The organism is Algoriphagus pacificus, from assembly GCF_017254845.1.
GTDB lineage: Bacteria > Bacteroidota > Bacteroidia > Cytophagales > Cyclobacteriaceae > Algoriphagus > Algoriphagus pacificus.
In genome coordinates this window covers 335811-350505 of the sequence record NZ_JAFKCU010000001.1, presented here as the reverse complement: position 1 = coordinate 350505, position 14695 = coordinate 335811, and the positions used below count along the sequence as shown (strand labels likewise).

The window sequence follows — 14695 nt, the reverse complement described above, 5'->3', positions numbered from 1 at the left end:
GGAGATATGGACTAAATTTGTAACCTTTGATTCGTCAAAACAACGACCTAAAATCATATTATGGCTTGGTTTAAAAGAACAGACAAAGGCATCAAAACCTCCACAGCGGAGAAAAAGGATACTCCTGATGGCCTTTGGTTTAAAACCCCAAACGGAAATATCATTCATACGCGTGAGTTGAAAAACAATGCTTATGTATGTCCTGATGACGATTTTCATGTGAAAATTGGCTCTAAAGAATATTTCGAGATTCTGTTTGATGGGAATAAATTCAAGGAGTTGGATAAAGACATGAAGTCTGGAGATCCCTTGAATTTCACAGATACAAAACCCTATACTTCTAGAATCGAAGCGACTATTCGGAAGACAGAACTGAATGATGCCGTTAGATCAGCAGTTGGTAAAATGAATGGCCTGGATATCGTAGTCTCCTGTATGGACTTCAATTTCATCGGTGGATCTATGGGATCAGTAGTGGGTGAAAAGATCGCTCGCGCTATTGATCATTCGCTTAAAAACAAAATTCCTTTCTTGATGATTTCTAAGTCAGGAGGAGCTAGAATGATGGAAGCGGGATTCTCATTGATGCAAATGGCAAAGACTTCTGCCAAGCTTGCTTTATTGGATCAGGCTGGAATTCCTTTCATTTCTTTACTGACAGATCCTACCACAGGAGGCGTGACAGCTTCTTATGCAATGTTGGGGGATTTTAATATTGCAGAACCGGAAGCATTGATCGGATTTGCAGGACCTCGTGTAATTCGTGAAACTATCGGCAAAGATTTGCCAAAAGGTTTCCAAAGCTCAGAGTTCGTTTTAGAGCATGGTTTTCTTGATTTTATTATTGACAGACGTCAATTAAAAAACAGATTGACCACTTTGCTAAACCTCTTGCATAATTAATCAGTTATTCTATCAAATGAATTCAGGTTTCGAGCCAAATTTGGTTTTGGTTTTGACCTGTTTATAGGATTAATAAATATATTTGTGTTCCAAAATTGGAATCAATCCATACGAGAAAATAAAACCAATATTTCATGGGTTCAGTAATTATCACATCCATAGTAGCTTTTACAGTAATCATATTGCTACTGGTATTTATTCTCCTTTTTGCCCAATCCAAATTGGTCAATTCAGGGGATGTCAGCATTGTAATCAATGGTGATGAAAGTTCTCCAATCGTTACTTCAGCAGGGACTACTTTGCTGTCTACTTTAGGGGGTCAAAAAATCTTCCTTCCATCCGCATGTGGTGGTGGCGGTACTTGCGCTATGTGTAAATGTGTGGTCGAAGAAGGTGGAGGAGAAGTTCTTCCAACTGAAGTTGGTCACTTGAGCAGAGCAGAGCAGCAAGGAAACGTTCGTCTGGCATGTCAGGTGAAAGTGAAGAATGACATGAAAATCCGCGTTCCAGAAGAGATTTTTGGTATCAAAAAGTGGGATTGCGAGGTTATTTCAAATTACAACGTATCTACTTTCATTAAAGAATTTAAAGTAAAACTTCCTGAGGGAGAAACTTTGGATTTCGAAGCTGGTGGATATATCCAGATTGACGTACCTGTAGTGACCGTTAATTTCAAGGAGATGGATATCACTCCACATCCGGAATTGGGTCACCCAGCTGATGTTTACCAAAGTGATTGGGATAAATTTGGTCTTTGGGATCTTGTCATGAAAAATGATGAGGAGCTATTCAGAGCTTACTCCATGGCTAACCACCCAGCTGAAGGTAATATCGTAATGTTGACAATTCGTATCGCAACTCCACCTTGGGATAGAGCTAATAACAAATGGATGGATGTAAATCCTGGTGTTTGTTCTTCTTATGTATTCTCTAGAAAGCCAGGTGATAAAGTAACTATTTCTGGACCTTATGGTGAATTCCATATCAATCCAACTCAAAGAGAAATGGTTTACATCGGTGGTGGTGCCGGTATGGCTCCATTGAGAGCACAAATCTTCCACCTTTTCCATACAGAGAAAACAAGCAGAAAAGTTTCTTACTGGTATGGAGGTAGATCTAAGAAAGAATTGTTCTATGTCCCTCATTTCAGAGCCATTGAGGAAGATTTCCCGAACTTCCAGTTCCATATTGGTTTATCCGAACCACTTCCTGAAGACAACTGGAAAATCAAAAAATCTCTTGATGACAAAGAAGGAGATGGATATGTAGGTTTCATTCACCAAGTACTGTATGATAACTACTTAAAGAATCATCCTGAGCCAGATGAGGTAGAATATTACCTTTGCGGTCCTCCTTTGATGAATGCTGCAGTATTGAAACTGTTGGATGATCTAGGAATTCCACAGGAAAATATCCGCTTCGATGATTTCGGAGGATAAAATATAAATCCCGCTTCGGCGGGATTTTTTTTGTTCATTTTTAATTATCTAAGCATTTGACTTCTAAAGAATTGTTGAAATTGGGATGAGGCAAGGAATTTGTTTCACTTTTTAAAACTGACTTGGGATTCAATTTGGGATTAGAATCTCTTGAGAACCCTGTCAATTTTTCATTATTTTTACCTATTACCACACCCTTATGAATATTCAATCTTTCTTTGAACCGGTTGCAGATTTTCTTTGGCAGAAAAAATATCCGGATAATACCTTCTTCCATCAAATCCATTTTTACGGTGAAAGCTTCCCCGAACTAAAGGGAATGCAGATCGCTATCGTTGGCCTGAAAGAAACACGAGGGATAAAGAAATATGAAAGTTTAGATAGGTCCAGCTCGGAAATCAGAGAAAAGCTTTATGAGCTGAAGAGAGGGTTTGGTGCTATTCGGGTAGCGGATTTGGGGGATTTGATATCTGGAGAAACTCTGGAAGAAACTTGTGAGGCTATTCAGCAAGTAGGTGAATATTTGATGAAGCAGCAGATACTTCCGATTTACATTGGGGGAACGCATGATCTGGATTACGGCCAATATTTGTCTTATAAAAAGATGAAGAAATTGGTCAGTCTTCTGACAGTGGATGCAAAATTGGATATGGAAGAAACCGGTCCAATGGCTGATCAGCACACCCAAGAGATCATTTTACACCAGCCAAATTTCTTGTTTTCCTATTCGCATTTAGCATATCAAAGCTTTCTGGTTGATCCATCATTGATCAATGTGATGGAAAAATTATACTTCGATCATGTGAGATTGGGTCAGGTTCGATCAGAATTTAAAGAAATAGAACCTTTGATCCGAAATGCTGATTTTGTGAGTTTTGATTTAGCAGCAATTCAGTCCACTGATGCTCCTGGTGCTGTCGATGCACAGCCTTTTGGGCTTACTGCCGAAGAAGCCTGTCAAATTTGTTGGTTTGCAGGAACAAATGAAAAGCTAAGTTCAATTGGGATTTATGGCTACGAACCTTATTATGATGATGCCCATAATAAAACAGCAAAAGTTGTGGCTGTGATGATTTGGTATTTTATCGAAGGATTCTATTCCAGAAAAGACAGTCTTTCCTTTAAAAGCAATGATTACATAAAGTATACTGTTTCTCTGGACTCCAAACCAAATACCCTGGTATTTTACAAGAGTAAAAAGAGCGGGAAATGGTGGATGGAAATTCCCCATAATGAAACAGAGAAGTTTGATCGAGTGAGTACAGTTCCTTGCAGCTACGCAGATTATCAAGTAGCCCAAAAAGGAGAGATTCCTGAAAGATGGGTCAATGCCCAGATCAAATTGCTCTGATGAAAATTTATACAAAACAGCAACTTGCTCTTCGAAATGGGCAGGATAAGCCTGAAATTTGGATTGCCTTTCAAGGAGTGATTTACGATGTCACTACCTCAAAAATGTGGAGAAATGGGAAGCATTATGAGCATTGGGCAGGGCAGGATCTCACCGAAGAATTGGAAGATGCGCCACATTCAAAACAGGTATTTGAAAAATTCACGGCTATAGGCCAATTGGAATAACATGATATTAATTGCAGATAGTGGTTCTTCAAAAACAGATTGGAGAGTAATCCATGAAAATGGAAAAATCAGCCAATACAGAGGTGTGGGATTCAATCCATATTACCAAACCTCAGAAGAAATGGCGATTAATATGCGCCATGAGTTTTTGATTAATCTTGAATCCGAAATAGAAGAGATTTATTACTACGGTGCGGGCTGTTCAGTTGACTCAAGAAAGAAAGAAGTTGAAAATGCCTTGAGGACCATTTTCTCAAAAGCCAAAATTCATGTTGATCACGATCTATCTGCGGCAGCCAAAGCTACCTGTGGACATCAAGCTGGTATTGCATGCATCTTAGGAACGGGCTCCAATAGCTGTGATTATGATGGCTCTGAAATTATAGATACCAGACCTGCACCAGGATATATTTTGGGAGATCAAGGCGGTGGAGGATACATTGGCAGAAAATTTCTAATGGATTTCATCAACGATGAAATGCCAGTTCAGATAAAAGAAGAGCTAGTGGATAAACTGAAGCTGACAGCAACTACCATCCAAGAGCATGTGTATCGCCAGCCTTTTCCGAATAGGTACATGGCTAGCTTTTGCAGATTTATTACGGAGCATAAATCAGATCCTTATTGCTACATGCTTTATTATAATTCCTTTGTGGACTTTTTTAAAGTTCATGTCATGAAATACAAGAATTATCGAGACAAGCCTGTTAATTTCGTAGGATCCATCGCTTACTATAATAGCGATATCTTAAGAAAAGCTGCTTTGGATTCTCAAATCAAAACAAATCTCATCATCGAAAGTCCAATTTCAGGACTGACGCTATATCATCAGGAAAAATTATGAAAGTAACAGAAAGTGCTTCCCACTATGACAATCTAGAAAAGATGACGGTGAGTGAATTGCTGTTAAATATCAATACCGAAGATCATGTTGTGCCTGCTGCGGTGAAAACGGTTTTACCTGAAATCACTCGATTGGTTGAGAATATAGTGCCGAGAATGGAAGCTGGAGGCAGACTGATTTACATTGGTGCAGGCACCAGTGGAAGATTAGGGATTTTAGATGCTTCAGAATGTCCTCCTACCTATGGGGTTCCCCATGAATGGGTTATTGGAATTATCGCAGGTGGAGATACAGCGATCAGAAAAGCTGTTGAAAATGCAGAAGATGATCCTGAACAAGCATGGATCGATATTCAAAAATATGGATTCAATCCTGACGATACGATTATTGGTATTGCGGCTTCTGGTACTACTCCCTATGTGATTGGAGGACTTCGCAAAGCCAAAGAAAATGGATTGCTCACTGGTTGTATTACATGTAATCTAGGATCGCCATTGGCAGAGGTGGCTGAGCTTCCTGTGGAAGTTGTGGTGGGACCTGAATTTGTGACTGGAAGTACCCGAATGAAATCTGGAACAGCCCAAAAGTTGGTTTTGAATATGATCTCAACCACTGTGATGATTAAGCTAGGGAGAGTGAAAGGTAACAAAATGGTGGACATGCAACTCTCCAATTCTAAACTTGTGGAAAGAGGTACCAAAATGATTATGGAAGTTACGGGTGTCGAGGAAGCAGAGGCGAAAGAACTTCTGATAAGTCAGGGATCAGTTCGTTTAGCTACCGAATACTATTATAAAAATAAGACTTCCTAAGAGGTCTTTTATTTTTTGGGGCGATTGCAATTATTTTGAGGAATGGACTTATCTTTGCACCCCGATTAAGCGTTTGATAGTCAATCGCTTATTTTAAACAAAAATCCAGCAGTGATGCTGCATACTTATGAAAAATAACAATCCAAAAAAGCAATTTTTCAAATCGGACGATTCCGAGTCCCAGCCAAAAAGCAGTGCTGGAAGAAGAGAATCCAGAGGAAGATCCAGAAAATCGGATTCCGCAGCAGATGAATTTGACTTGGGCAAAAGATCTTTTGATTCCAAGGAAAGAGGTAATTCCAACAGCACTTTTGGCAAGAAACCTAATTTTAAAAAGGATGGACCAAAGTCTTTCGGTGAGAAGAAATTTGGAAACAAATTTCCAAAATCAGAGTCAGGTTCTTTTGGAAAGAAAAGCTCGTTTGGTGATAAAAAAGAAGGCTTTTCAGGAAACAAATTTGAGAAAAGAGAGGACTCTGGATTCCAAAAAAAGGGAAGTTTCAAAGGCAAAAATGAAAAATTTCAATCCTTTGAAGACTATAAAAAGAGTGAACCGGGAGCTAAGAAATTTGGAAAAAAATCTGATTCCAAATCGGGAAAGCCTTTCTCCAAAGATTCGAAATCTGAATATTATGGTTCAAAGGATGATGCTGCAGGCTTAGTTTACAAAGGAAGAGGAAGAGATCAGAAGCCTGTATTCGCGCCTGGTAAAGCAAAGAAGTTTGAGGGTAAATCTGAAGCTTCAGGATTTGGGAAGAAGCGTTTCAAATCAAATGCTGAAGCTCAAAACGATAGGCCTGATTACAATTTCGATCAGCTCCCAGCAAGAAAAGTAAAAGGAAAAGAAGATGATTCTCAGCTTCGACTAAATAAGTATATCGCTAATTCAGGGATTTGCAGTAGAAGAGAAGCAGATGAATTGATTGCTCAGGGTTTGGTTTCTGTCAATGGACAAGTGATTACCGAATTGGGATACAAAGTCAGCAAAAGTGATCGAGTAGTTTACCAAGGAAGGAAAATAAATCCTGAGAAACCTGTCTACGTTCTTTTGAATAAGCCGAAGGACTTCATCACAACAACGGAAGATCCTTTGGAAAGAAAAACGGTGATGAACTTGGTAGGTAATGCCTGTGAGGAAAGAATATTTCCAGTAGGTCGTTTGGACAGAAATACAACCGGTTTGTTGCTATTCACGAATGACGGAGAATTAGCTGCCAAACTTTCTCATCCTTCCAACCAGATCAAAAAAATATATCAGGTGACTCTGGATAAGCCTTTGACGCATAATGATGAAAAAGATATTCTGGAAGGTTTGACTTTAGAGGACGGTGAAGTGGCTGTAGATGATATGAAGGTCTTGTCTGTAGATCGGAAGATTCTTGGATTGGAAATCCATGTGGGAAGAAACCGAATTGTCAGAAGGATTTTTGCTCATCTTGGCTATGAAGTAACTGCCTTGGACCGTGTCATGTATGCAGGTCTTGATAAAAAGGACTTGAAAAGAGGAAATTATCGATTCCTTTCAGAACAGGAAGTGATCAGATTGAAATACTTTAGTTAAAAGTTAAAGCTCCCAAACGGGAGCTTTTTTTATATAAACCCTTTTAAAGCTTTCTCTAAATCCCTCTTTGGAATTAATCCTCCTTTTCTCCAAAGTATTTTTCCTTTTTTAAATAAGATGTAGTGAGGAATAGATCGGACTGCAAACTGCTGAGCCATCTGGGGATGCTTATCGATATCTAGTTTGAGGAGTTTGATTTTGCCTCCTAGCTCATCTAAAACCTCTTCAATGATAGGATCCATAGTCTGGCAGGGGCCACACCAGTCAGCCCGGAAATCTACCAAAATTGCATCAAGGCTTTTACTGATAATATCTTTAGGTTTCTTTTTTGGCATGGGTAAAAATAAAAAACCGGTTTCTCGAATCATCGAAAAACCGGTTTTAATTATTGAAGATGCTTGGTTTAGTTTCCAGCTGGAGGAGTAGGCATTTGAAGGCCTAACTTTGCCAATACCAATTCAGTGAATTTGTCTTCTTCTTTAGTGTAAAGCAAAACAGGAGCAGTACCTGCGCTTTCAGCAAAGATATGAGTGTAGTTGTTTTCAGCTGCTACAGCATTGATAGCATTGATTACTTTAGTCTGTACAGGCTCAAGCAATTCGCCTAATTTTCTCTGATAAGAAACCTGAGCATCTTGCTCGTATTTCTGAAGATCAGCCTGAAGTTTGGTCAACTCACCTTCTTTTGCAGCTCTTGCTTCTTCAGTCATAGTCTGAGCAGCCTGCTGATAAGTTTGTACCTGACGCTGGAAATCTGCAGCTTTTGTCTGGATATTAGTTTGAAGCTGAGTTTGATAATCTTGGATATCAGCTCCGATTTGTTCCATTTCTGGCATCAAGTCCATGATAAACTCCACATTGGTATAACCAATTTTGATCTCTTGAGCCTGAGCCGTGAATCCTACGCAAAGCAACGCTACTGCTGAAAGGATAACTTTTACTTTGTTCATTCTGTGTTTGTATTTAATTGTTGTCTTCAATTCCTAATTCATCCAAGACAAATTCAGAATAATCATGTCTTGGATCTGTATAAATAATTCCCGAAGGTACTGAGGCCTTGTCAAATAACATGGCCAAGTTGTTTTTTCTCGAAACCCGTTCCATCGCATCATAGATCTTAGACTGAAGGGGCTGAAGCAGTTCTGCCTGCTTTTGATAATATTGCCCGTCAATACCAAAGATTCTACTATAAAAGGCCTGAGCTTCCTGTTCTTTTTGCTGTATGTCTTTCAGCCTTTGCTGATACATCTCTTCTGTTAGTAGTACTTCTTCAGCCTTCAATTGGACGTAGAGGTCTTTGATCTCTTTATCCAAATTTTGTGCCTCTTTCCTCCAAGCATCACTCAGGTTCTGAAGCTCCTGTTGGACAACTTTATAATCTGGATGCTTATTCAGAATAAACTCCGAATCAACATAACCGATCTTTTGAGCGTTTGCAGGCAGTACTTGCAGTGCAAAGAGCAGCAAAAATACTATTTTCAATGATTTATTCATGGCTGAGGGAAAGTTTTAAAGGCTTGTTTTTCATTCTTATTCAGAACGAAATTTTTGCATAAATTAACTAATCCACGCCCGATTTCCATGCTTACCTGAATTGTTGTCCGATCGTAAAGTGGAATTGCGCTCCACTTCTTTGGGTTGATCCAGGAATTGCATCAAAACCATAGCCCCAGTCAACACCCAAAAGACCAAATGCAGGCATAAAGATTCTTGCACCGACACCAGCAGATTTTTTCAAATCATATGGGTTGAAATCAGCATAAGATCCCCAGTTGTTTCCTGCCTCGGCAAACCCTAACAAGAAGATCGTGGCAGATGGGTTAGGAGAAACCAAGAATCTCAATTCCATCACATATTTGTTATAAACCACCCCACCATAAGGATCTGCATTTTCTTGACCTCTGGTATCCCTACCCGGTGTAATGGATTGGTTTTCATAACCTCTAAGACCAATGATCTCCTGGCCCAAAGCAAAGTTGTTAAATGTCATACCGTCTCCACCCATCACGAATCTTTCCAGTGGAATAATTCCCAATTTGCTGCCATAAGATCCTAAGAAGCCCATGTGAGCTCTTGCACTGGCCACAAATTTAGATGAACCAAACAATGGAGTATAGATAGACGCATCAAACATCCACTTGTGATATTCTAACCACTTGTATTTCTCTTGATCGGTAGACTCCCCATCGATATTCTTATTCAATGAAGAATAAGGAGGAGTGAAAGAGGTTGAAAGGATTATGTTCGATCCAAATCTTGGGAAAGTTGGATTATCTACGTTGTTTCTTGCAATTGTATTGTTGAAGGTAATACTCTTCGAAGTACCAGTTGGATAACTCAAACCGAATGATGTACCAAACTGATCAAATTCGTAAACCTGGAACTGCAGAGAGTTACTGATACTGAAATAATCATCTGGCCAAGTAACACGCTTGGCAAGACCTAAAGTCACCCCTGTGATTTTAAAGAAACCAAGTTCATTTCCAAAGTTTTGTTGATTGTAGAAATCAACTTGTCTCTGAACAGAATGGTTGAAGCTGAAACTCAAGGCCTGTGGCTTTTTACCTCCAAACCAAGGTTCCGTCAGGGAGACAGAATAGTTTTGGAAGCTTCTACCATTTGCCTGAACTCGTAGGGAAAGCTTTTGACCGTCACCTACTGGTAGTGGATCCCACTTGGAGAAATCTCCGATATTTCGGATTGAGAAGTTATTGAAGACCAATCCTACTGTACCTACGAAACCGTAGAAACCTCCCCAACCACCAGACAATTCTATCTGATCATTTGGTCTTTCTTCTAGCTCAAACGTAATGTCAACTGTTGCCGCTTCAAAATTAGGTCTTAGATCAGGATTGATTTTTTCCGGATCAAAGTACCCCAAAGTGGAAAGTTCTCGGATGGTTCTTACAAGTAAGCTTCTATTAAACTTTTGTCCTGGAAGAATTCGGATTTCACGCATGACCACGTGGTCAGAAGTACGCTCATTTCCTTTGATATTGACACTGTTTACGGTTACCTGTGGACCTTCGAAAATTCGCATTTCCAGGTCAATGGAGTCGCCCGCTACATTTACCTCAACTGGGTCAATGTTAAAGAATAAATAACCATCATCTTGGTAAAGGGAACTGACATCATCTCCTTTTTGAGGATCATAATTCAGACGCTTGTCCAATAGTTCTTTGTTATATACATCTCCCTTTTGAATGCCTAATTTAGCCAACAAGACAGGGGCAGGGTGGATGTAATTACCTGTGAAGGTGATATTTCTGTAGTAATATTTTCTTCCTTCTTCTACTTCAATGTCAATGTTGATTTTATCCTCCGAAAAATCATAAACAGAATCTTCTAGGATTTCTGCATCCCTGAAGCCTTTACTGTTATAGAAGTTGATCATGTTCTTCTTGTCCTCAATGTATTCTTTTGGAATATATTTAGAGCCACTGAAGAAATTCAATTTGAAATTTTTGTTGATATAATTCTGTACGTCTTCTTTGGAAGCAGAGTCCGTATGGAAAAGTGAATTGGCATAATCAGAAGCGTTGGCATCTGTGATTCGGGAATATACATCCTTAAACACGCTGACTCTGGCATGCTCTTTCGTTTTCTTTAATTTCTTTTTGACTTTAGAATCGGCAATTTCCTCATTGCCATAGATGTTGATGGCATTGATTCTAACCTTTGAATTCATATCCACATCAAAGCGAAGCTTGACGGAATTTGGAAGCGTTGTATCTCTTTCCTGAATGATTTTAACATCGGTATTCAGGTATCCTTTGTCAAGGTAATATTTCTCGATCGTTCTTTTGGCAGTATTCAAGACATCGTCCCGTACTACTCTACCTCTGATATTTACTTTGTCCCGAAGTTCACTTTCTTGGGTTTTATTCATCCCCGAAAATTCAACTCTCGAGAATCTAGGTCGTTCGGTAAGGTCCAAAAGCAAGTAAATATCATCTCCTTCTACTTTGGTCACCAAGATTTTGACATCCCCGATGATTCCTTGTCCCCAAAGCTTCTTCAAGGCATTGGAGATAGCCTCACCCGGAACTTCGATGGTATCATCCACCTTCAATCCTGAAAGTGAAATGATCGCGATTTCATCAAGCGTTGTCAAACCAACCGCTTTTATTTCTGCGATTCTATACGACTGAGGTTTTTGATAATTCAACTCCAGGATATTGACTGGCTTGGTAGACGCATAGCGGCTTTGACCCAAACGTATTTGCGCCATTGCTGAACTTGTCCAAACCAGACAAAACAGAATCAGTAAACTTCTTTTCATCAATTACTTAAGATTTAACTTGCTCACCTGTCTTGCCAAATCTTCGCTCCCTTTTTTGGTAGTCGAGGATTGCAGCGATAAGATGCTTTTCTCTAAAATCTGGCCACAACACAGGGGTAAAATGTAATTCTGTGTAGGCCAGTTGCCAAAGTAGGAAATTGCTTAATCTAAATTCCCCTGAAGTCCGGATCATCAATTCTGGATCTGGAATACCACGAGTTTCTAAATGATCGGCGAAAACATCTTGAGTGATGTCTTCGACTTTCAATTTCCCTTCTGAGACTTTTTGAGCAATGCGTCGGGCTGCTTGAGTGAGTTCCCATTGCCCGCTGTAGCTGAGTGCTAAAACGAGTTTGAGACCTGTGTTAGAAGCGGTTTTTTCTTTTGCTTCTATGAGTTGGTTATATGCGGACTGGGGTAGGCATTCGATATCGCCGATGCTTTCCATGACGATGTTGTTTTTCATCATCATCGGAACTTCATTTGCAATCGTTTTTACCAATAAAGCCATCAGACCTTCTACTTCATCCTTGGGTCTTGACCAGTTCTCTGTTGAAAAGGAAAACAGGGTAAGATACTTTACTCCTAAATTATTGGCACCTTCTATCGCATCTCTTACCGCTTTAATGGCATGATGATGTCCGAAGATTCTCATGGCTCCCTTTTTCTTGGCCCAACGGCCATTTCCGTCCATGATGATTGCAATATGTCGGGGGATTCTGTTTCGGTCTAATTCTTCCTTCATTCCAGTTTTTTCCGAATACCTTAATTTTTGGAGGTACAAAAATGCTATTTCTTTTCCAATAATTTACCCCTAAGGGTCAATTAATTAATAGGCATAGCACTTGGTACTGGCGAAAGTGTAGCTTATTGTAAGCCCTAAGAAATAGTACCAATCTTTATCATTAGGGTTCCCATAATTAATTCCATATGGGGAATCGGGATTGTTAGGGTCTGGGAATCGGGGGATTGCAGGCTCTGTGCTGTCAATCTTGTCCAGATAATCTGTCATAGTAGGTCTAAAGCCCATTTCAGCTGCCAAAGTCCATCGATCATTGATTCGATACTTTACACCACCCCCAAAAGGAATAACAACTGTTCCCAAACTATATCTTGTAGATACATTGTATTGAAAAGTGTTTCCTTTGGCTAAGGCGAAAGTATACCCTATTCCAAAGAAGGCATAAGGGGAGAAGCGGAATTCGGAATTGTTTCTTAGAAAATCCAGAAAATTAAATTCCATGATAGCGGAACCCTCTATGATTCCAGCTCGAAATCTTCCATCTCTTGCCTGCGCCAATCGATCGATCGGTTTAATACTGTCTGCTGCATTTAAGCTTGCCAAACTCAGGCCCACTCTCAGCGTCCAAACATTGTCAAAATTTCTCTTGCCAAACAACGTTCCTTGAAGGCCCAATTGGCCAGGATCAATTTTTCGAATGATGTCTCCGGAGTAAGCTGATACTCCCAATCCACCACCAATCTCATACTTCTGTGCTTGTGCTTCCAGACAAATGCCTGAGAAAACAAACAAGAAAATGATTAAGTGATTGAAAATCTGAAAATTGACCTTTTTCAAGACGATGCAAGTTATGAAGTAGCTAACGTTTAAAAAACGCTTACTAGTATTTACCGGGTTAATAATTGTTAAGCTTAATTAGGGTGAATTTACCAATCTTTTGGTAAATCTAGTTTCTCATATCAAATCCCCAATTCAGTTTTTGTCTCAGTGTATCAAAGTAATGATAATGTGGCAGCTTGATTAATTTTGCCTGAAATGATTCTTTTTTGACGCTGAGCTTGACTTCCGAAGAAATGGAAGTTGACCTTGAGTCCAAAGAAATCAGAAACTTCTCGGATCTTCCTTCTATTTCGAAACTAATTTCGCTGTCATCCGAAACGATAATCGGACGTACATTTAGATTATGTGGACTCACAGGAGTGATGACCAGATTTTTTGCCTCAGGAGAAATCAAAGGCCCGCCGCAGCTAAGTGAATAGCCTGTAGAACCTGTAGGAGTAGAAACAATCAGCCCATCCGCCCAATAACTGTTCAAATATTTATCATCGATGTAGGTGTGAACTGTAATCATCGAGGAAGTATCTCGCTTATGAATGGTGAATTCATTGAGGGCAAAATTCAATCCATTGAATAACCTTCTGTGGGATTGTAAAGAAATCAGACTTCTATTTTCAATCTGGAAATTTTCATTTGCCAATTGATTGATCGCAGTGGAAATATCGGCTGTGGCAACTGTGGCCAAGAAGCCTAATCTGCCAGTATTCAATCCCAAAATCGGTATTTCAAGTGACCCTACCTGACAAACTGCATCCAGCAAAGTGCCGTCTCCACCAATAGAAATCATGAAATCCATCATTCCCATATCAACTTCGCTCTCGATAACCCAATATAGCAAAGCTTTATTGCCATGCATCCGGAGCTGCCGGTCAAACTGTTCGGTGACAAAAATTTCGAAATTATAATTGCTTAGCTCATCAAAAAGAATCTGCACATGCTGAAAATATTCAGCTTTTAGAGCCAAGCCATGTAAGGCTACCTTCATGCATCAAATATCTAAAAATCTAAGCAAGTTACCGATTCGGTCTTCTTCCCCGCTGATTCCGCTTTCTTCTTGGTAATGATCTAATATTTTGTATCCAAAGCGCTCTAAAGTTGCTTTGATATGTCTGAGTTCCGGTTTGTCGAGCTTTAAAGTTAGTTTGATCTTGGCATCGTCCAAAGGATCACTGGTGATAAATGAACTCAGTACTTTGGTGTTTTCAGATTCTACGATCCTTGAAATTTCCGATAAGCTGTAATCCGTCATGAAAAGGGAAAGCACCAAAACACTTCCTTGGGATTGGATAGAAAGGCTATCTGCAAATGCAGCTATAGAGTCTTCCATAGTCACCACACCCAAATAATGCTGATCTCTGCTAAGGACAGCTACTACATTGCTATGCTGCTCGGCACCCACTCTCAGCACATCATAAATATGCTTATCTGAATAAACCCAGCACATTTGATTATCCAACTGCACTTCTGAAATGAGTTTTTCAGCATTGTTCATGTCAAAAATCATTTCTTCCCGGATTAATCCTAAAAAATTTCCCTGATCTACGACAGGAAGTATGTCGGTACGAATTTCTTCCATCCACGCCAAAGCCATCCCAGTTTTATCACTGAGTTTCAATGGTGGGATAAGATTATTGATGAATTCGTAGGCCTGCATAGATGAAATATAGGGAATGAATTTAGATAATAAAACGCCGAAGT

The 14695-nt window shown here is 39.6% G+C and carries 15 protein-coding genes; 7 read left to right on the top strand and 8 right to left on the bottom strand.

What is annotated here, in order from left to right:
* The first annotated feature begins 60 nt into the window (after positions 1–60).
* The 7 genes from accD to J0A69_RS01555 all read left to right on the top strand — a co-directional run bounded on the left by accD (position 61) and on the right by J0A69_RS01555 (position 7137).
* On the top strand, positions 61–903 hold the full coding sequence (gene accD / locus J0A69_RS01585) for an acetyl-CoA carboxylase, carboxyltransferase subunit beta (RefSeq protein ID WP_206584759.1): 843 nt from the start codon (positions 61–63) through the stop codon (positions 901–903).
* Positions 904–1037: 134 nt separating this feature from the next.
* Positions 1038–2342 carry an NADH:ubiquinone reductase (Na(+)-transporting) subunit F gene (gene nqrF, locus J0A69_RS01580; RefSeq protein WP_206584758.1) on the top strand — a complete coding sequence of 435 codons (1305 nt, stop codon included), beginning with the start codon at positions 1038–1040 and terminating at the stop codon, positions 2340–2342.
* Positions 2343–2541: 199 nt separating this feature from the next.
* Positions 2542–3693, top strand: coding sequence for a formimidoylglutamase (locus tag J0A69_RS01575; protein WP_206584757.1), 1152 nt, complete (start codon positions 2542–2544; stop codon positions 3691–3693).
* On the top strand, positions 3693–3920 hold the full coding sequence (locus J0A69_RS01570) for a cytochrome b5 domain-containing protein (protein WP_206584756.1): 228 nt from the start codon (positions 3693–3695) through the stop codon (positions 3918–3920). Before J0A69_RS01575 ends, J0A69_RS01570 begins: the two co-directional genes overlap by 1 nt.
* Before the next feature lies 1 nt (position 3921).
* The gene (locus J0A69_RS01565; protein WP_206584755.1) at positions 3922–4764 is read left to right on the top strand and encodes an N-acetylglucosamine kinase; all 843 of its coding nucleotides are present in this window, start codon (positions 3922–3924) and stop codon (positions 4762–4764) included.
* The gene (murQ, locus tag J0A69_RS01560; RefSeq protein WP_206584754.1) at positions 4761–5576 is read left to right on the top strand and encodes an N-acetylmuramic acid 6-phosphate etherase; all 816 of its coding nucleotides are present in this window, start codon (positions 4761–4763) and stop codon (positions 5574–5576) included. The genes J0A69_RS01565 and murQ overlap by 4 nt, the downstream gene beginning before the upstream one ends.
* Before the next feature lie 127 nt (positions 5577–5703).
* Entirely contained in the window at positions 5704–7137 is a 1434-nt protein-coding gene (locus J0A69_RS01555) for a pseudouridine synthase (protein WP_206584753.1), read from the top strand.
* 29 nt (positions 7138–7166) lie between these two features.
* On the opposite strand, the gene J0A69_RS01550 is transcribed toward J0A69_RS01555, so the two are convergent.
* From J0A69_RS01550 to J0A69_RS01515, 8 genes are all read right to left on the bottom strand, one after another.
* Positions 7167–7472: a thioredoxin family protein gene (locus tag J0A69_RS01550; protein ID WP_206585772.1), complete on the bottom strand. Its 306-nt coding sequence runs from the start codon at positions 7470–7472 to the stop codon at positions 7167–7169.
* A gap of 68 nt (positions 7473–7540) precedes the next feature.
* A complete protein-coding gene (locus tag J0A69_RS01545) occupies positions 7541–8086 on the bottom strand; it encodes an OmpH family outer membrane protein (protein ID WP_206584752.1) in 546 nt (181 codons plus the stop codon).
* Between the two features lie 13 nt (positions 8087–8099).
* Entirely contained in the window at positions 8100–8630 is a 531-nt protein-coding gene (locus J0A69_RS01540) for an OmpH family outer membrane protein (RefSeq protein WP_206584751.1), read from the bottom strand.
* A 91-nt stretch (positions 8631–8721) separates the two neighbouring features.
* Entirely contained in the window at positions 8722–11418 is a 2697-nt protein-coding gene (locus J0A69_RS01535) for a BamA/OMP85 family outer membrane protein (protein ID WP_206584750.1), read from the bottom strand.
* A gap of 7 nt (positions 11419–11425) precedes the next feature.
* Positions 11426–12202, bottom strand: coding sequence for an isoprenyl transferase (locus J0A69_RS01530; protein ID WP_206584749.1), 777 nt, complete (start codon positions 12200–12202; stop codon positions 11426–11428).
* A 45-nt stretch (positions 12203–12247) separates the two neighbouring features.
* Entirely contained in the window at positions 12248–12997 is a 750-nt protein-coding gene (porG, locus tag J0A69_RS01525; RefSeq protein WP_206584748.1) for a type IX secretion system protein PorG, read from the bottom strand.
* Positions 12998–13106: 109 nt separating this feature from the next.
* Complete coding sequence (locus J0A69_RS01520; RefSeq protein WP_206584747.1) at positions 13107–13982, bottom strand: NAD kinase; 876 nt, start codon at positions 13980–13982, stop codon at positions 13107–13109.
* 3 nt (positions 13983–13985) lie between these two features.
* A complete protein-coding gene (locus tag J0A69_RS01515) occupies positions 13986–14651 on the bottom strand; it encodes a cbs domain containing protein (RefSeq protein WP_206584746.1) in 666 nt (221 codons plus the stop codon).
* Positions 14652–14695 lie beyond the last annotated feature (44 nt).